This is a genomic window from Kocuria sp. KRD140, from assembly GCF_017168375.1.
Lineage (GTDB): Bacteria > Actinomycetota > Actinomycetes > Actinomycetales > Micrococcaceae > Kocuria > Kocuria marina.
Genome location: NZ_JABFAW010000001.1, coordinates 119978 through 138676, shown reverse-complemented (window position 1 = coordinate 138676; position 18699 = coordinate 119978). Strand labels below are relative to the sequence as shown.

The window sequence follows — 18699 nt, the reverse complement described above, 5'->3', positions numbered from 1 at the left end:
CGCGTCCAGCGCGCGAGTCCTGCACGACGGCCCGCCCCCGGTACGGGCGGGCGCACACAAGATCTGACGAGGAGAAACACCATGACGGATGCCCCTTCCCTGCGGTTGACGGTGGACGGCGAGTCACGCACCGTGGACCAGGGCACCACGGCCGCGGAGCTGTACAGCGAGCAGCGCCACGTCGTGGTGGCGCACGTCAACGGTGAGCTCAAGGACCTCGCGATCGAGCTGCGGGACGGGGACACCGTGGAGCGCGTGCTGATCGGCGACCCCGAGGGCCTCGAGGTGCTGCGCCACTCCACGGCCCACGTGATGGCCCAGGCCGTGCAGGAGCTGCGCCCGGACGCGAAACTGGGGATCGGGCCCTACATCACGGACGGGTTCTACTTCGACTTCGACGTCGAGGAGCCGTTCACCCCGGACGATCTGAAGAAGCTCGAGAAGTCGATGCTCAAGATCGTGAACAAGAACCAGATCTTCCGCCGGCGCAGCGTGAGCGAGGACGATGCCCGGGCGGAGATGGCGGACGAGCCGTACAAGCTCGAACTCATCGACCTGGCCGGCGGTCCCGGCTCCGGTGCCATGGACGAGTCCGCGGAGGGTGCCTCGGTGGAGGTGGCCGCCGGTGACCTCACGATCTATGACAACCTGGACCGTAAGAGCGGGGACGTGGTGTGGCGGGACCTGTGCCGCGGCCCGCACCTGCCGGACACCAAGCACATCGGCAACGGCTACGCGCTGATGCGTTCGGCCGCCGCGTACTGGCGCGGGAGCGAGAAGAACAAGCAGCTGCAGCGGATCTACGGCACGGCATGGCCCACCAAGGACGAACTGCGCGAGTACAAGGAACGATTGGCAGAGGCCGAGCGCCGCGACCACCGCAAGCTGGGTGTGGAGCTGGACCTTTTCTCCTTCCCGGACGAACTGGGCTCCGGGCTGCCGGTGTTCCACCCCAAGGGCGGGATCATCCGCAAGGAGATGGAGGACTACTCCCGCGAGCGCCATGCCCAGGCCGGGTACGAGTTCGTCTACACGCCCCACATCACCAAGGGTCATCTCTACGAGGTCTCGGGTCACCTGGACTGGTACCGGGACGGGATGTTCCCTCCCATGCACGTGGACGAGGAGCACGATCCGGCCACGGGTGAGCTGACCAAACCGGGCCAGGACTACTACCTCAAGCCCATGAACTGCCCCATGCACAACCTGATCTACCGCTCCCGGGGCCGTTCCTACCGGGAACTGCCGCTGCGGTTGTTCGAGTTCGGTGCGGTCTACCGCTACGAGAAGTCCGGTGTGATCCACGGTCTGACGCGTGTGCGTGGGATGACGCAGGACGACGCCCACATCTACTGCACGCGTGAGCAGATGAAGGGCGAGCTCACGAGCACCCTGAACTTCGTGCTGTCCCTGCTCAAGGACTACGGTCTGGACGACTTCTACCTGGAACTGTCCACCAAGGACCCGGAGAAATTCGTGGGCTCGGACGAGATCTGGGAGGAGGCCACTCGCACCCTGCAGGAGGTCGCCCAGGACTCGGGGCTCCAGCTCGTACCGGATCCCGGGGGAGCGGCGTTCTATGGTCCCAAGATCTCGGTGCAGGCGCGGGACGCGATCGGGCGCACGTGGCAGATGTCCACGATCCAGCTCGACTTCAACCTCCCCGAGCGCTTCGACCTCGAGTACCAGGCGTCGGACGGCACCCGGCGCCGGCCCGTGATGATCCACCGGGCCCTGTTCGGGTCCGTGGAGCGGTTCATGGGCGTGCTCACCGAGCACTACGCGGGGGCGTTCCCGGTGTGGCTGTCGCCCACCCAGGTCCGGGCGATCCCCGTGGCGGACGCCTTCGACGATTACCTTGACGAGTTCGCTCAGGCCTTGCGCGAACGCGGCGTGCGTGTGGAGGTGGACACGTCCTCGGACCGGTTCCCCAAGAAGATCCGCACGGCCTCCAAGGACAAGATCCCGTTCGTCGTGATCGCCGGGGGCGACGACGCCGAGGCCGGTACCGTCTCGTTCCGCTTCCGCGATGGCTCGCAGTACAACGGAGTGTCCCAGCAGGACGCGGTGGAACTGATCACGGGCCACATCGATCGGCGTCAGAACGCGGACCCCACGGCGCCCGCGCAGGACACCCCGGAGGCCCCGGCCGCAGGGGACGGCGCCGTCGCGGCCGACACCGCGGCGGGTGACGCGGCGTCGGGACAGTCGTGAGTGCCCCGGACGCCGCGGCGTCGGACGGGGAGGGCGTGAGTCGGGACGAGTTCGAACTGCCCGGCGACCCGGACGGTTTCCAACGGCTGTGGACCCCGCACCGGTTGGCGTACGTGCGCGGGGAGGAGACGTCCGTGGAGCAGCCTCCGGGATGCCCGTTCTGCACCGCGCCGGGCCGCTCGGACGAGGACGCGCTGATCGTCCACCGCGGGGAGCACTGCTTCGCGGTGCTCAACCTCTTCCCGTACAACCCGGGCCACGTGCTCGTGTGCCCGTACCGCCACGTGGCGGAGCTCACGGAGCTCACGGACGACGAACTGTGGGAGCTCAACACGCTGACCCGCACCGTGGTCCTCGTGATCCGGGACGTCGCCAGCCCCGCGGCGTTCAATGTGGGACTCAACCTGGGCCAGGCCGCCGGCGGTTCGCTGTCCGAGCACCTGCACCAACACGTGGTCCCGCGCTGGACGGGGGACGCGAACTTCATGCCCGTCGTCGCCCACACCAAACCCCTCATCCAGACCCTGGCGGCCACGCGCGAGGACATCGCCCGCGCGTGGCCCCGGGACGTGTATAAGAGCCAGCCCGCGGGCCCCGAACCGCCCCGCCGGGCGAATCCGCCCGCTCACTAGGATGGAGACCATGTCCCGACCACTCGTACGTGTCCTCGGCCAGGGGGTGCGCTGGGCCTCGAGCCTGCGCGGCGGTGGCTCCGCCTTCCCCGGCCTGGTCATGGAGAAACTGCACCCCGGGTTCGTCGCGGAGGAGCTCGCCAAGCTGCCACTCGGCGTGGTGGTGATCAGCGGCACCAACGGCAAGACCACCACGACCAAGATGACCGTCCAGTTGTTGCGTTCACAAGGACTGCGCGTGTTCACCAATCGCACGGGCTCCAACTTCGTGCGCGGTGTCGCGGCGTCCCTGCTCGCGGAGATGGACGCGTTCGGTCGGCTCGTGGCGGACGTCGCGGTGCTCGAGCTGGACGAGGCCCACGCGGTGCACTTCGTGAAGCAGGTCCGGCCCCGGATCTCGCTGTTGCTCAATGTGATGCGGGACCAGCTCGACCGGTTCGGGGAGATCGACACCACGCGCCGGATGCTGAGCCAGGTCGCGCGCGCCACCACGGGCACGATCGTGCTCAACCGCGAGGACCCTCGGATCGCGAGCCTCGCCCAGGACGTGACCGAGGGCACCGCCGTGAGCTGGTTCGGGCTCTCGGACGCACTGCGCCCCATGTTCCCGTCCGACGACGACATGCGTGACGGGCTACGACAGGTGGACCCCGGCGCCCAGGACTCGGACGTGCCGTCCGCGCGTCGGCCCGACGCCGACGTCGTGCTCGAGGCCGTGAACGCGCGCAGCGTGGAACTCGACGTGCGCGGGCGCAAGCACGACGCCACGGTGGACCTGTACGGCGTCTACAACCAGTACAACGCCGCGGCCGCCCTCGCCACGAGCCTGCAGGTGCTCGGCGACGCCGCGGACGTCCCCTCCCTCGTGGCCGAACTGGGGAAGGTCACCCCGGCGTTCGGTCGCGGGGAGACCATCACGGTCCAGGACAAGCCCCTGCAGTTGCTGCTCGTGAAGAACCCCGCGGGCTTCCGGCTCTCCCTGGCCTCGGCCTCCGCGCAGGACTACGCCACGATGATCGCGATCAACGACCAGTACGCGGACGGCCGGGACGTCTCGTGGCTGTGGGACGTGGACTTCGACGCGCTGCGCGACGGCGGCGTGGACATGGTCTCGGGCGTGCGCGCGTGGGACATGGCGCTGCGCCTGGACTACGACCTCGTGCGCGTGGCCGCGGTGGAACCGGACCTCGAGGACGCGTTACGCCGGTTCATCGCGGACTCGGGGGAGCGCCCCATGAGAATCTTCTGCACGTACACGGCCATGCTCTCCCTGCGCAGGATCCTGGGCGACATGACGCACGTGGCGGCCATCTAGGAGGACACCGTGGCACACGACACCGCCGGGGCGCTGCGCATCGTGCAGCTCTACCCCCGGGACATGAACATCTACGGCGACTGGGGCAACACACTCACGCTCAAGCGCCGCGCCGAACGCCACGGCCTCGAGACCGAGATCGTGGACTACAACCCCGGCGACCCGTGGCCCGAGAACGCCGACCTCTTCGTGGGCGGCGGAGGACAGGACTCGGGACAGTTCCGCGTGGCCGACGACCTCGCCGTGGTGGCACCGCGACTGCACGAGGCCGTGGCCCGAGGCGTGCCCATGCTCGCGATCTGCGGGCTCTACCAGCTCTTCGGGCACAGTTTCCGCACGGGGGCCGGGGAGACACTGTCCGGGATCGGGATCTTCGACCTCGAGACGGTGGCCGGTCCGGAACGGCTGATCGGCAACATCGTGACCGAGTCCGCGGACCTGGGCACGATCGTCGGCTACGAGAACCACTCGGGGCTCACCCACCTGGGCGCCGGGCAACAACCCCTCGCGAGTGTCGTCTCGGGGGCCGGCAACAACGGGCAGGACGCCACGGAGGGTGCGCGCACCGCGAACGTGCTGGGCAGCTACCTGCATGGGTCGCTGCTGCCCAAGAACCCGCGTGTCGCGGACTTCCTGCTCGCGGCGGCACTCGAGCTGCGCGGCGAGACCCTGCCGGAGGGGGAACTCGACGACACGCTCGCCCAGCGCGCCCGCGACGTCGCAGCGTCGCGCCCGCGCTGACGGGCCCCGCCCCGCGCTCGTTATCATGGAGGTCGATCCGTGTCCGGTCCGCAGGGGCCGGACGCATTCTTTCGAGGAGGTCATTCATGTCAGGTCACTCCAAGTGGGCCACGACCAAGCACAAGAAGGCGGCGATTGACGCCAAGCGCGCCAAGGCGTTCGCCAAGTACATCAAGGGGATCGAGGTCGCGGCCCGCATGGGCGGCGCGGACACCTCGGGTAACCCCGCGCTCGAACTCGCGGTCTCCAAGGCCAAGAAGAACTCGGTGCCCAACGACAACATCGACCGCGCGATCAAGCGCGGCGCCGGGCTCACGGGCGAGACGATCGACTACACCGAGATCCTCTATGAGGCCCGCGGCCCGCAAGGCACCGCGCTGTACATCGAGTGCCTCACGGACAACAAGAACCGCGCGGCCTCCGAGGTGCGCGTGGCCGTGACCCGCCACGGCGGCACCATGGCGGACTCCGGTTCCGTGGCGTACCTGTTCGAGCGCAAGGGCGTGGTGGAGGTCGCCAAGACGGACGGTCTCACCGAGGACGACGTCCTGATGGCCGTGCTCGACGCCGGCGCCGAGGAAGTGCTCGACGAGTCCGACGACTTCGAGGTGGTCAGCGAGGCGACCGACCTGCCCGCGATCCGCACCGCCCTGGACGAGGCCGGTCTCGAGTACAACAACGACGACCCCCAGTTCCGCCCCACCATGAAGGTGGACCTGGACGCCGAGGGCGCCCGCAAGTTCCTCAAGCTCGCGGACGCGGTCGAGGAGCTCGACGACGTGCAGAACGTCTACTCGAACGCCAACATCCCGGCCGAGGTCATGGCCGTGCTCGAGGACGACGAGTAATTCCGTGAGTCCCGTGGTGGCCCGGCAGTCCCAACAGCGCGTGCTCGCGGTGGACCCCGGTCTCACCCGGTGTGGTTTCGCCGTGGTGGACATGTCCGCGCAGCGCACCGGGACGTTCGTGCACGTCCAGGTGAGCGGGACGCGCGCGCACGAGGCCCTCGAACACCGCGTGCTGTCGATCATGCGGGCCGCCGAGGAACTCATGGACCGCTTCCGCCCGGACGTCGTGGCCGTGGAACGCGTGTTCGCGCAGAACAACGCTCCCACGGTCGTGGGCACGGCCCAGGCCACGGGCGTCGTGATCGCCGCGGCCGCGGTGCGGGGCATCCCGGTCGCGTGGCACACCCCGTCCGAGGTCAAGGCCGCGGTCACCGGGGACGGCTCCGCGGACAAGGAATCGGTGAACCGCATGGTCGTGCGCATCCTGCGCCTGGACGCCCCGCCGCGGCCCGCGGACGCCGCCGACGCGCTGGCCCTGGCCGTGTGCCACGGGTGGCGCGGTGGGATGGCCGGTGTCAACGCGGCCGAGCGCACGTCCACCCACTCGGGGTCGCGCCCGATGCAGACCCGCCGGGGTGCCGCACTGACTCCGGCGCAGCAGGCGTGGCGACGCGCCGAGACCGCGTCGCGAGCCCCCGGTGCCACTGCGCCCCGCGCATCCGGTACGGCCGCGTCCCGCGCGCCGGGCGCAGCGACAGGTACCCGCGGGCGGCGCGGCCGGGTGTCCTGAGCCTCCCGTTGCGGGCCCGCCTCACGAGCGGGAGCACACGTTCTGGGTGTCCCCGGCGCTTGGTACAGTGACGAGCAGGAAGTCGTACACGTGTTCGAACGGCGCACCACGTCCTGCCCCCAGGTCGCGGCGCGTTCGGACACACCGATGTTCTCGGCCGGCGGCCGTGGGAGGGGAGGGGCACCGTGATCGCCTCGATAACCGGTGAGGTGCGCTTCGTGGGGGCCACACTCGCCGTGGTGGAGGTCTCGGGCTTCGGCATCGAGGTCAACGCGAGCCCCCGCACGCTCGCCGGGCTGCGGGTCGGTGCCACCGCGCACCTGCACACCGCGTACATCGCCCGCAAGGACGAGGCGCCGGTGCTGTTCGGTTTCGCCCAGGCGGACGAGAAGGAGATCTTCTCCGTCATGCTCGGGGTCTCCGGGGTGGGCCCGCGCACCGCGCTCGCCGCAGTCTCTGTCCTCGGGCCCGACGACGCCCGGCGCGCGATCGCCGCCGGCGACGACAAAGCCTTCACGGCCGTCCCCGGGATCGGACCGAAGTCCGCGCGGCGCATCGTCCTGGAACTCGCGGACAAGCTCGTCCTGCCGGACCCCGCGCCGCAGCAGAGCGCACAGCCCGGCATGCAGGTGTGGCGTGAGCAGGTCGTGGACGCTCTCACGGGTCTGGGCTGGAGCGAGAAGGACGCGGCCCGCGGGATCGACGACGCCCTCGAGACCCAGCCGGAACTGGCGGAGTCCGCCAACGTGGCCGAGATCCTGCGCGCCGTGCTGTCCTGGCTCGGCACCGCCAAGGCCACGTCCCACACGCGGACCAGGGGGCGGTGAGCATGGCCGTGGAGGAACGTGGATCGGTGGGCCCACAACGTCTCGTGGGCGCCGAGGGCGACTACGACGACCAGCAGCTCGAGGCGTCCCTGCGCCCGGGGACCCTGCACGACTTCGTGGGGCAGAAACGGGTGCGGGCACAGCTGTCCCTCGTGCTCGAGGCCTCCAAGCTGCGCGGGCGCACCGCGGACCACGTGCTGCTGTCCGGGCCCCCGGGCCTCGGCAAGACGACCCTGGCCATGATCATCGCGCAGGAGCTGGATGTCCCCCTGCGGATCTCGTCCGGTCCCGCGATCCAGCACGCCGGTGACCTCGCGGCCATCCTGTCCTCCCTGACCCACGGGGAGGTGCTGTTCCTGGACGAGATCCACCGGATGTCCCGGCCCGCGGAGGAAATGCTGTACATGGCCATGGAGGACTTCCGCGTGGACATCGTGGTGGGCAAGGGCGCCGGTGCCACGTCCATCCCACTGGACCTGCCCCCGTTCACGCTCGTGGGTGCCACCACCCGCGCGGGGCTGCTGCCCGGGCCACTGCGCGACCGGTTTGGCTTCACGGGTCACCTGGAGTTCTACTCCGTCGAGGAACTCGAGCTCGTGCTGCGCCGTTCGGCAGGGCTGCTCGACCTCACCATGACGAGCGAGGCGTTCACGGAGGTCGCATCGCGCTCACGCGGCACCCCTCGTATCGCCAACCGACTGCTGCGGCGCGTGCGGGACTGGGCGCTCGTGCACGGCGTGGAGCGCATCGACGCGCGGGCCGCCGGATCCGCACTCGACATGTACGAGGTGGACGCCCGGGGTCTGGACCGCTTGGACCGCAACGTGCTCTCGGCCCTGGTGAACAAGTTCAACGGCGGCCCTGTGGGGTTGTCCACCCTGGCGATCGCCGTGGGGGAGGAGACCGAGACGGTCGAGACCGTCGCGGAACCATTCCTGGTCCGCGAGGGCCTGCTCGGTCGCACCCCGCGCGGGCGGATCGCCATGGCCGCGGCGTGGGAGCACCTGGGACTCGACGTCCCGGAGCACGCTGCGTTCAAGGACCCGGCGCTGAAAACCGCGCTCGCCACCGAACCGGACTCGGAGGATCCGTCCAGCACGTGACCAGATCCATCCCCTAAGCTGGGGAGGATCGGCCGGGACCTTCGCACCCCTGCGCAGTCGTGCCCGGTCGCGCTGTACGTGCACCTCGACAGAACGGATCCTTCGTGACCATCCTCGCTCAGACCCAGGACGCTGCCGGTGGCGGCGCCGGAACCGCATGGTTCCTGCCCGTGATGCTCGTGGTCATGGTCCTGCTGCTGTGGCTGCCCATGCGCCGACAGAAGAAGGCCCAGGCCCAGATGAAGGCCAAGCAGGCCACCATGGAGCCGGGTACGCGCGTGATGACGAGCTTCGGTCTCTACGGCACCCTGCGGGACATGGACCGGGAGAACAACAAGGCAGTCCTGGAGGTCTCCCCGGGCCAGCTCGTCACGGTGCACTCCCAGACCGTGACCACCGTGGTGGACGAGCTGCCCGCCGAGTCCGCGGCCACCGCCGCCCCCGGCGTGGTCGAGGCGGACTCCGTGCAGGCCGGTACCCCCGAGGCGGCCGGTTCGGCGCGCCGCGTGGACCCGGTCGACCCCGTGGACGGTTCCACGGCCGCCGGCGAGCAGGGCACTACCCAGCGCGGCACCACCCAGCCCGGCACCACACCGGGCGCGGCGGCCCCGGATGCCTCACACCGGACCTGGCGCGACGCCCGCGACCGCGACGATCGCGGTAACCCCACTACCTGATTTCCCCCCACCGGGACACGGGCCGATGACCTCGGCCCGTTTCTCATGTGTCGACCGGGCCGCGGCCCCGGTCGAGGACACGTTGAAGGACACCAATGGCAGCAGAGAAGAAGGCGCAGACCCCGGGATCGCGTGGCGGGTCCCGTTGGCGGCGCACCAAGGCCTCCAGCACGTCGGAGGGGACCCCCGGGAACGGGACCGCAGCGGCGAACGGCACGTCCGGTCGGAACGGGACGGGTACCGCGAAGCGGCGCCCCCGCTCCGGGGCGGGGGCGTCGGCGGCGCGCAAGGCGCTGGTGGCCCTTGCAGCGGTGATCGCGATCCTCGCCGGGGTGCTCGTCTACGGTGTGACGACCGACCGCACCGGGTGGGCGCCCAAACTGGCGCTGGATCTCGAGGGTGGCACGCAGATGGTGCTCTCGCCCACGCTGCAGGGGGAAAACTCCGGTCAGGACATCTCCCAGGAGCAGCTCGACCAGGCGGTCGAGATCATCCGCCAGCGCGTGGACGGTGCGGGTGTCTCCGAGGCGGAGATCACCACGCAGTCCGGGCGCAACATCGTGGTGTCGATGCCCGGTGTGCCCTCGTCCGAGACGCGTGAGCTGATCCAGACCTCCGCGCAGATGGCGTTCCGTCCCGTGATCGTCTCAGGCGCCGGCGCGGCCACCCCGGAGAACCAGCGCACCGACCCCAAGTCGATCCCCCAGCCGGAGGGTGAGCCCGAGAACTCGTCCGACCCCAAGTGGGTCACGCGGGATCTCTTCGCCAGGTACGAGGCGCTCGACTGCAGCGCGCCGCGGCCCCAGGAGGAGCGCGCCTCCCAGCCGCAGGACAAGGCGATCGTGGCGTGCGATCCGCTGAGCAACGCCAAGTTCATCCTGGGCCCCGTCGAGATCCCCGGCACGGACATCGCCACGGCGTCCTACGCACAGGCGTCCAACTCCCAGGGCCACGCGACGGGCGGGTTCGCCGTGAACCTGCAGTTCAACGACGAGGGCACGCAGACCTTCAAGGAACTTTCCGAACGGCTCTACGGACTCGGCCAGGGTGGACAGAACGGTGCACGCAACCGGTTCGCGATCGTGCTGGACGGTTCCGTGGTCTCCGCGCCGACCATGAACGCCGTGATCACGGACGGTCGTGCGCAGATCACCGGCAACTTCACCGAGGACGAGGCCAAGTTCCTGTCCGAGCAGTTGAAGTACGGTGCGCTGCCGGTGTCCTTCTCGATCGACTCCGAGCAGCAGATCTCCGCAACCCTGGGCAGTAACCAGTTGCGGATGGGCATCATCGCGGGGCTGATCGGTCTGGCGCTCGTGTGCATCTACTCGCTGTTCCAGTACCGCTGGTTGGGTCTCGTGACCATCGCCTCACTCGTCGTGGCCGGTGTCGTGACCTACCTGGCCATCACCCTGCTGGGGTGGGGCGCGAACTACCGGCTGTCCCTGGCCGGCGTCGCGGGTCTCGTGGTGGCGATCGGTCAGACCGCGGACTCGTTCATCGTGTACTTCGAACGCATCCGTGACGAGATCCGCGCCGGGCGTACGATCCCGGCCGCCGTGGATCACGGCTGGCAACGCGCGCGCCAGACGGTGCTCGCGTCCAAGGCCGTGAACCTGTTGGCCGCCGTGGTGCTCTACTTCGTGGCCGTGGGCAATGTGCGCGGCTTCGCGTTCACGCTCGGTCTCACCGCGATCGCGGACCTGCTGGTCGTGTTCCTGTTCACTCACCCGATCATGGTGTTGCTCGCACGCACGCGCTACTTCGGCAACGGCGCGCGGCACTCCGGTCTGGACCCCGAAGCGCTCGACGCCGTCCCGCTCTACCGCGGCGCCGGCCGGCTGCGCAGCCCCGAGGACGGTGACGGTCTCACGATCGCCGAACGACGACGCCGCGCGGCACAGCAGGCGAGCGCAGCGCCGTCGTCCACCGCCGGAACCCACGGGAACGCGTCCGTCGGCTCCACCGCGGCCACCGCCCGTCCCGATTCCGAGGAGACCCAGCGATGAGCAACCGACTCGCGCGTTTCGGCAATGACCTGCACAGCGGGCGCAAGTCCTACCCCTTCGTCCAGAAGCGGGGACCGTGGCTCGCCGTGAGCCTGGCCCTCGTGGTGATCTCCGTGCTGATCCCCGTGATCAAGGGCGGGTTCAACCTGGGGATCGACTTCACGGGCGGCTCCGAGTTCACGGTCTCGGACGTGTCCACCACGGACGTCTCCCTGGGCGAGCGGGCGGTCGCCGAGACCCCCGGTGCCCACGAGGCGACCGTGACGAACATCGCCCCGGGCACCGTGCGGGTGCAGACCCAGCAGCTCGACGACGACCAGACCCTGACCCTGAAGAACAAGTTGCAGGACGCCTACGGCGTGGGCGAGGACCAGGTGACCTCCAACTTCGTGGGACCCACGTGGGGCCAGGGTGTCACCCGACAGGCCCTGTGGGGGCTCGTGATCTTCGTGGTGCTCGCGCTCGCACTCATGGCGCTGTACTTCCGCACGTGGAAGATGTCCGTGGCCGCGATCGCGGCCATGCTCTTCACGATCGTCATCACCGCGGGTGTGTACTCCCTGGTGGGCTTCGAGATCACCCCCTCCGCGGTGATCGGCTTCCTCACGGTGCTGTCCTACTCGCTCTACGACTCCGTGGTGGTCTTCGACAAGGTGCGTGAGAACACCGCGGGGCTCGTGGGCGGCAGCGCCCCGGAGGAACGCAGGAAACGCACGTTCGGGGAACAGGTCAACCTGGCCGTGAACCAGACCCTCGTGCGCTCGATCAACACGTCCGTGGTGGGCATCCTCCCCGTGGGGTCCATCCTGTTCATCGGTGCGTACCTGCTCGGGGCCGGAACGTTGAAGGACCTCTCGCTGTCGCTGTTCGTGGGCATCATCGTGGGCACTCTCGCCACGCTGTTCGTGGCCGCGCCCCTGTACTCGTGGTTGCGCGACCGCGAAGCCGGCGTGCGGGAGCAGACCCGCCGGGTGCTCGAGCACCGCACGGGCGAGGCCCCTCCGGTGAGCGCGGATCCCGTCGAGGTCTGACGCGACACCTCGCACTCGTGGCCGGTCGCGCATGGCGTGACCGGCCACGAGCGCTGTGACCGAACGGTGCGGGCGGCGACGTCGCTCAGGACCCCGTCCGCGGCACGTGAGCACTGCGTCCGCGGCACGTCCGTACCGTGTCCGCGGCACATCCGCACCGTTGTCCGCGGCGTGTCGGCGCGGGCTTAGACTGGGACATCAGCCCGCGGGGGCTCATGTCCGGCCTCCCGCGGTCGCGGCGACGATGAGGAGGCCCCGGATCATGTCCAGCCAGTCCGAGAACGGTGGTGCCCAGGCACCCGTGGGCTCCGCGGTCACGTCCTCCGACGCGCCCTCCGCTCAAGAGGCGTCCCGTCCCAATGCCGCCCCGCCCGCTCGCCCGAGTGTCGCGCACGGTGACTTCGGGGGCACCCATTTCGTCCTACCCGCCTCTCGGCCCGTGTTCGGGCGGGCGGTCTTCCCGGGGCGCAGTGAACGCACCCGCTCGACCCTCTCGGTGCTCAGCGGTGAATCGGTCCCGAGCTCGCCCATCCTGGTGCCCCTGCTGCGCACGGTGCAGAACACGCATCCCGAGGAGGACCTCTCGGTCCTGGAGCGGGCCTTCACGGTCGCGGACACCCACCACGAGGGACAAAAGCGCAAGTCCGGGGACCCGTACATCACCCACCCGGTGGCCGTGACCACGATCCTCGCGGAACTCGGGATGACCGGTGCCACGCTCGTGGCCGGTCTACTGCACGACACCGTGGAGGACACGTCCTACACTCTCCAGCAGGTGCGCGAGGAGTTCGGCGAGGAGGTCGCCGCGCTCGTGGACGGCGTGACCAAGCTGGACAAGATCCAGTACGGGGAGAACGCGCAGGCGGAGACCGTTCGCAAGATGATCGTGGCCATGGCCAAGGACATCCGCGTGTTGGTCATCAAACTCGCGGACCGTTTGCACAACGCCCGGACGTGGCGCTTCGTGTCCTCCGAGTCCTCCGGGCGCAAGGCTCGCGAGACCCTCGAGATCTTCGCGCCGCTGGCCCACCGACTGGGCATGAACACGATCAAGTGGGAGCTCGAGGACCTGTCCTTCGCGGCCCTGCACCCCAAGGTCTACGAGGAGATCGTGCGCATGGTGGGGGAACGCACCCCCGAGCGCGAGCGTCACCTCGCGGAGATCCGCGGTCAGATCGCCGAGGCGCTGGACGCCTCCGGCATCGAGGCCACCATCACGGGCCGGCCGAAGCACTACTACTCGATCTACCAGAAGATGATCGTGCGGGGTAAGGACTTCGACGAGATCCACGATCTGCAGGCCGCGCGCGTGCTCGTGAACTCCGTGCGCGAATGCTACGCGGCGTTGGGCGTGCTGCATGCCAAGTGGCGGCCGCTGCCCGGGCGGTTCAAGGACTACATCGCCATGCCGAAGTTCAATATGTACCAGTCCTTGCACACCACGGTGATCGGGCCCGCGGGGCGTCCCGTGGAGATCCAGATCCGCACCCACGAGATGCACCGCCGCGCCGAGTACGGCGTGGCCGCGCACTGGAAGTACAAGGACAAGGTCAACCAGGCGAACTCCGCGACCCCCAAGGCCAAGGAGGGTGAGCTGAACTGGCTCAGCTCCCTGGTGTCGTGGCAGGAGGAAGCCAAGGACTCCTCGGACTTCCTGGACTCGCTGCGCTATCAGATCAACACCGCCGAGGTGTACGTGTTCACGCCCAAGGGCGAGGTCATGGCCCTGCCCACGGGGTCCACGCCGGTGGACTTCGCGTACGCGGTGCACACCGAGGTGGGCAACCGCACGATCGGCGCGCGCGTCAACGGCAAGCTCGCCCCGCTGTCCTCCCGGCTGCAGCACGGGGACCGCGTGGAGATCCTCACGTCCAAGTCGGAACAGGCCGCTCCGTCCCAGGACTGGCTCAAGTTCGTGGGCTCCCCGCGGGCGCGCACCAAGATCCGGCAGTGGTTCTCCAAGGAACGCCGCGAGGAAGCGATCGAGCGGGGCAAGGACCAGCTCACCCGGGCGCTGCGCAAACACCACCTCCCGTTGCAGCGCACGGTCACGAGCGAAGCGCTGCTCGCGGTGGCCCAGGACTTCAACCGCGGCGACGTGGCGGCGCTCTACGAAGCCATCGGTTCGAACGCCGTGGGCGCCCACCAGGTCGTCGACAAGTTGTTGCAACACCTGGGCGGGGCCGAGGGCACCGAGGAGGACCTCGCCGAGACCACGCGGGTGACCCACCCCGTGCGCCCCGGCGTCTTGGACGCGGGTGTGCTCGTGCAGGGGGCCTCGGACGTCTACGTCAAGATCGCCCGGTGCTGCACCCCGGTGCCCCCGGACGAGATCGTGGGTTTCGTCACGCGCGGGTCCGGGATCTCAGTGCACCGCAAGGACTGCGCCAACATGCGTGTCATCCCGGAGGACGACGACCGGATCAAGGACGTCTCGTGGGCGCCCACCCAGTCCTCCCTGTTCCTCGTGGAGATCCAGGTGGAGGCCCTCGACCGCAAGTCCCTGCTCTACGACGTGACCAAGGCGCTGTCGGAGAGCCACGTGAACATCCTCTCGGCCCAGGTGCACACCTCGCGGTCCCGGTTGGCGATCTCCCGGTTCTCGTTCGAGATGGGGGACACCCGCTACCTGGACCACGTGCTCAACCAGGTGCGCCGGATCGACGGCGTCTACGACGTCTACCGCACCTCGGGACACCGCCCGGTCAACTCCTGACGGGTCCGCCCGCGCGTCCGGCCTCGAGCGCCCGTGCGAGCTTGCGGACGCGGGCGATCGCGACCCGGCGCCCCGGCAGCTTTGCCAGGGCCTCGAGTTCGGCGAGCAGATGCTGCGGTGAGCAGTGCAGGCGCGGTGCGCTCAGTAGGGCGAGCAGAGCGGCGTCGCCGGCCGGGCCGGTGACGTGTATCGCGAGGTCCACGGCGGTGCGCAGGGGAGTGGTCAGTGTGATGCCGTGGTGGACCACGAGGTCCCGCGGCGCGAACCCCGTCTGGTGGATCACGAGGCCCGGCGGCACCGTGGTGGTTGTGCGCGCGGACTTGTCCACGAGGATCGTCACGGGCGAGGGCTCGGGTGCGCAGCGGTAGAACCACGCGGCTCCGAGCCGCCCCAGCACACCCCGCCGTTGCAGGTGCCCGGGCACGACCCTGCTCACCACCGTGGCTCTTAACTGGAGCGTGGGGGCGGTGGTCGCAGGTACGTAGGCGTCGAGCAGTTCGCGGCGCAACAAACCGTCCTCGGTCATCGCGCTCAGTTCGGCGCGGCTGAACGGGTGGCCCGGGAGCAGGACGAGGGGCGCGGTGGTGCCGCGAGCGGTGAGCACGGAGGTCATGGACCCATCCCACCCCACGGCGAACCGGAAGGGCAGGGCAGCGCACCGATTGTGGAGAACGCCCGTGGACCGAGACCTGCGGCGCGCTCCCACGCCACGGTGCGCGGGCCGGTGCCGTACGCATCGCGCGCCGAGGCGAGGAGCGCCCCCACCCTTAGGAACCAGTGGAACGCCCCCGCCCCGGCAAACCGGGGACGGGGGCGTTCCTGCAGTCAGCGGCAGAAAATCAGCGCAGTTCGGACGCCGAGGCCTGCAGCGTGGCGAGCCACTGCTCGCTCGTGGCCAGGTCCTTCTCGAGTGACGCGGCCTTCTTGGTGTTGCCACCCGCACGGGCGGCCTCGAGGGCAGCGCGCTGATCGGCGATCTTGTTCTCCAGCTGGGACAGCATGGAGTTGGAGCGCGCCTTGGTCTCGGGGTCGGTGCGCCGCCAGCGGTCGTCCTCGGCCTTCTTCACGGCGTCCTCCACGGCGCGCAGTTCGTTCTCCACGCGGCGCATGTGGGCGCGCGGGACCTTACCGGCCTCCTCCCAGCGCTGCTGGACGGACGCGAGCTGCTTCTTGGCGGCGTCGAGGTCCTTGACGGGCAGGATCTGCTTGGCCTCGGCGAGCAGCTGCTCCTTGACCGTGAGGTTGCCCGCGTATTCCTGGTCGATCCGCTCGTTCGCGGCGGTGCGCGCGGAGAAGAACGCGTCCTGGGCGGCGCGGAACCGGGCCCACAAGGCGTCGTCCTCCTTGCGGGACGCGCGCGGGGCCTCCTTCCACCGGTCCATGAGCTCTCGGTACTTCCCGGCGGTCTCACCCCACTCGGTGGACGAGGACAACGCCTCGGCCTCCTTGATCAGGCCCTCCTTGACGCGCTTGGCCTTGGCGTTGGTCTCGTCCAGGGACGAGAAGAAGGCCTTACGGTGCCGGTCGAACGTGGTGCGGGCCTTGCGGAAGCGCTTCCACAGGGCGTCCTCGTCCGATTTGGACAGGCGTCCGCCAGAGCGCTGGTGGTCCTGCCACTGCGAGAACAGCTCCGCCATGCGCGCGGACGAGTGCTTCCACTGCGTCTTGGCGGGATCCTGCGCGGCGACCTCCTCGGCGGCCTCCACGATCGCGGTGCGGTGCGCGAGCTGCTGCGCCTTGGCGGCCTTGGTCTCCTCGCGTTCGCGGTTCAGAGCCACCTTGATCGCGTCCTCGAGGGTATCCAGGCGCGTGGAGAGATCCGTGAGATCGCCCACCATGGTGTGCGCGTCCACCTGCTCGCGCACGTGGTCCACGGTCTTGCGCATGTCACCGGCGGGTGCCTTGGCGGCGATGCGCTGTTCAAGCAGTGCGACCTGCGCCTCGGCGTCGTCGAACTTGCGCGCGAAGTACGCGAGCGCCTCGTCCGGTGTGGCGTCCGGGAACTCCTCGGTAGTGGGTCTCGGGCGGTCCGGGGCTCGGCCTGTGCGCCGTGGAAGCCCCGGGCGGCGAGGCGGCGTCGTACGAGCAACCCCCGGAACCGGGGCATGCGCGAGCGCGGACGGTGTCAGATGTGTATAAGAGGCAGCGACGGCGCCGCGGGCCTGGGCGCGGACGCCGCGGGGGTGGCCGGTCCCGGGACGGGACGGCGGTCGTCGGATTCAGGACGTTCTGTCACCGCTACAACTCTTTCTGCACGACCCCGCCGGCGCTGCCCGCAGCTGCGGGCGTCGCGGTGGGGTTTCCCATGGTGGACACCGGCCATCCTATCGAGCCGCGCGGCTTAGACTGGCAGCTGACACCGTCCGCGCTCGCGCATGCCCCGGTTCCGGGGGTTGCTCGTACGACGACGCCTCGCCGCCCGGGGCTTCCACGGCGCACAGGCCGAGCCCCGGACCGCCCGAGACCCACTACCGAGGAGTTCCCACCCATGGCCCGCACCACGTCTCTGTCCGGTTTCCCCGAATGGCTCCCGGAGGAACGGATCGTGGAGCAACACGTGCTGGACTCCTTGCGCAGGACCTTCGAACTCCACGGCTTTTCCTCGATCGAGACGCGCGCGGTGGAGACCGTGGAGCAGTTGCTGCGCAAGGGTGAGATCGACAAGGAGGTCTACGGGGTCTCCCGGCTGCAACAGGACGAGGACTCCTCCCGCGAGGACGCGCTGGCGCTGCACTTCGACCTGACCGTGCCGTTCGCCCGCTACGTCGTGGAGAACAGTGGCTACCTCACGTTCCCATTCCGCCGCTACCAGATCCAGAAGGTGTGGCGCGGCGAGCGCCCCCAGGAGGGCCGGGCGCGCGAGTTCACCCAGGCGGACATCGATGTGGTGGGGGACGGCACGCTCGCGTTCCGCTACGACGTGGAGCTCGCGCTCGTGATGATCGAGGCGCTGTCCGAGCTGCCCATCCCGCCGTTCGTACTGCGGGTCAACAACCGCAAGCTCGCCGAGGGTTTCTACCGCGGTGTGGGTCTCAATGACGCCCCCGCGGTGCTGCGTGAGATCGACAAACTCGAAAAGATCGGTGCCGAGCAGGTCTCCCGGAATCTCCAGGACACGGTGGGTGCCACGCCCGAGCAGGCGGAGGCCGCGCTGTCCCTCGCGGCGATCCGCACCGAGGACACGTCCTTCGTGGAGCGCGTGCGGGAACTCGGTGTGAGCAACAACCTGCTGGACGAAGGCCTGAACGAACTCGCCGAGGTCGTGGGGGAGGCCTCCCGCCGCGCCCCCGGCAAGGTCGTGGCAGACCTGTCCATCGCCCGCGGTCTGGACTACTACACAGGCACCGTGTACGAGACGGTCCTCGTGGGTCACGAACAGCTCGGTTCCGTGTGCTCGGGTGGTCGCTACGAGTCCCTCGCGTCCTCCGGGAAGAAGACTTACCCCGGTGTGGGCCTGTCGATCGGTGTGACCCGGTTGGTCACCCGGATCCTGTCCCGCTCCATGGCCCAGGCCTCCCGTTCGGTGCCCTCCGCGGTCCTCGTGGCCCTGAACGACGACGCATCGTGGTCCGCCGCGCAGGACGTCGCCGGGCAGTTGCGCGCTCGCGGGATTGCGACCGAGGTAGCCGCCACGGCTCAGAAGTTCGGCAAGCAGATCCGCTACGCCGAGCGCCGCGGCATCCCGTTCGTGTGGTTCTCCTCGGTGGCCGAGGACGGGAGCCCGACCCACGAGGTCAAGGACATCCGCTCGGGCGAGCAGGTGGCCGCGGACCCCGCATCGTGGCAGCCGCCCGCCGAGGACCTGCACGCCACGGTGCTGCGCGCGGCCACCACGAACGACTGACGCCGGCTCTGT

Annotated in this window: 14 protein-coding genes and 1 pseudogene; 13 read left to right on the top strand and 2 right to left on the bottom strand. The window is 69.5% G+C overall.

Annotation, left to right across the window (positions count from 1 at the left end):
- Window positions 1-81: 81 nt before the first annotated feature.
- From thrS to J1M36_RS00525, 12 genes are all read left to right on the top strand, one after another.
- Window positions 82-2214 (top strand): threonine--tRNA ligase, encoded by a 2133-nt coding sequence (thrS, locus tag J1M36_RS00580; protein WP_206478288.1) that lies wholly within the window; start codon window positions 82-84, stop codon window positions 2212-2214.
- A complete protein-coding gene (locus J1M36_RS00575; RefSeq protein WP_206478287.1) occupies window positions 2211-2846 on the top strand; it encodes an HIT domain-containing protein in 636 nt (211 codons plus the stop codon). The genes thrS and J1M36_RS00575 overlap by 4 nt, the downstream gene beginning before the upstream one ends.
- A gap of 1 nt (window position 2847) precedes the next feature.
- On the top strand, window positions 2848-4161 hold the full coding sequence (locus tag J1M36_RS00570; RefSeq protein WP_144996767.1) for a Mur ligase family protein: 1314 nt from the start codon (window positions 2848-2850) through the stop codon (window positions 4159-4161).
- Window positions 4162-4170: 9 nt separating this feature from the next.
- Entirely contained in the window at window positions 4171-4902 is a 732-nt protein-coding gene (locus tag J1M36_RS00565) for a type 1 glutamine amidotransferase (protein WP_085105998.1), read from the top strand.
- Between the two features lie 86 nt (window positions 4903-4988).
- Window positions 4989-5750, top strand: coding sequence for a YebC/PmpR family DNA-binding transcriptional regulator (locus tag J1M36_RS00560; RefSeq protein ID WP_064846326.1), 762 nt, complete (start codon window positions 4989-4991; stop codon window positions 5748-5750).
- Between the two features lie 4 nt (window positions 5751-5754).
- Window positions 5755-6480: a crossover junction endodeoxyribonuclease RuvC gene (ruvC, locus tag J1M36_RS00555; protein ID WP_286737729.1), complete on the top strand. Its 726-nt coding sequence runs from the start codon at window positions 5755-5757 to the stop codon at window positions 6478-6480.
- A gap of 185 nt (window positions 6481-6665) precedes the next feature.
- Window positions 6666-7307 carry a Holliday junction branch migration protein RuvA gene (gene ruvA / locus J1M36_RS00550; protein ID WP_064845905.1) on the top strand — a complete coding sequence of 214 codons (642 nt, stop codon included), beginning with the start codon at window positions 6666-6668 and terminating at the stop codon, window positions 7305-7307.
- Between the two features lie 2 nt (window positions 7308-7309).
- The gene (gene ruvB / locus J1M36_RS00545) at window positions 7310-8410 is read left to right on the top strand and encodes a Holliday junction branch migration DNA helicase RuvB (protein WP_064845904.1); all 1101 of its coding nucleotides are present in this window, start codon (window positions 7310-7312) and stop codon (window positions 8408-8410) included.
- Window positions 8411-8514: 104 nt separating this feature from the next.
- Window positions 8515-9087 (top strand): preprotein translocase subunit YajC, encoded by a 573-nt coding sequence (gene yajC, locus J1M36_RS00540; protein ID WP_342358259.1) that lies wholly within the window; start codon window positions 8515-8517, stop codon window positions 9085-9087.
- A 95-nt stretch (window positions 9088-9182) separates the two neighbouring features.
- Window positions 9183-11096: a protein translocase subunit SecD gene (gene secD, locus J1M36_RS00535; protein WP_206478285.1), complete on the top strand. Its 1914-nt coding sequence runs from the start codon at window positions 9183-9185 to the stop codon at window positions 11094-11096.
- The gene (gene secF, locus J1M36_RS00530) at window positions 11093-12127 is read left to right on the top strand and encodes a protein translocase subunit SecF (RefSeq protein ID WP_167318539.1); all 1035 of its coding nucleotides are present in this window, start codon (window positions 11093-11095) and stop codon (window positions 12125-12127) included. Before secD ends, secF begins: the two co-directional genes overlap by 4 nt.
- Before the next feature lie 262 nt (window positions 12128-12389).
- Complete coding sequence (locus J1M36_RS00525; RefSeq protein WP_206478284.1) at window positions 12390-14843, top strand: bifunctional (p)ppGpp synthetase/guanosine-3',5'-bis(diphosphate) 3'-pyrophosphohydrolase; 2454 nt, start codon at window positions 12390-12392, stop codon at window positions 14841-14843.
- On the opposite strand, the gene J1M36_RS00520 is transcribed toward J1M36_RS00525, so the two are convergent.
- Both J1M36_RS00520 and J1M36_RS00515 read right to left on the bottom strand, forming a co-directional pair.
- Complete coding sequence (locus J1M36_RS00520; RefSeq protein ID WP_064845900.1) at window positions 14833-15456, bottom strand: type IV toxin-antitoxin system AbiEi family antitoxin; 624 nt, start codon at window positions 15454-15456, stop codon at window positions 14833-14835. The genes J1M36_RS00525 and J1M36_RS00520 overlap by 11 nt on opposite strands.
- Before the next feature lie 226 nt (window positions 15457-15682).
- Window positions 15683-16849: pseudogene (locus tag J1M36_RS00515) on the bottom strand (DUF349 domain-containing protein); the annotation flags it as partial.
- Window positions 16850-17331: 482 nt separating this feature from the next.
- Here J1M36_RS00515 and hisS point away from each other — a divergent pair.
- A complete protein-coding gene (gene hisS / locus J1M36_RS00510) occupies window positions 17332-18687 on the top strand; it encodes a histidine--tRNA ligase (RefSeq protein WP_206478283.1) in 1356 nt (451 codons plus the stop codon).
- The last annotated feature ends 12 nt before the right edge of the window (window positions 18688-18699 follow it).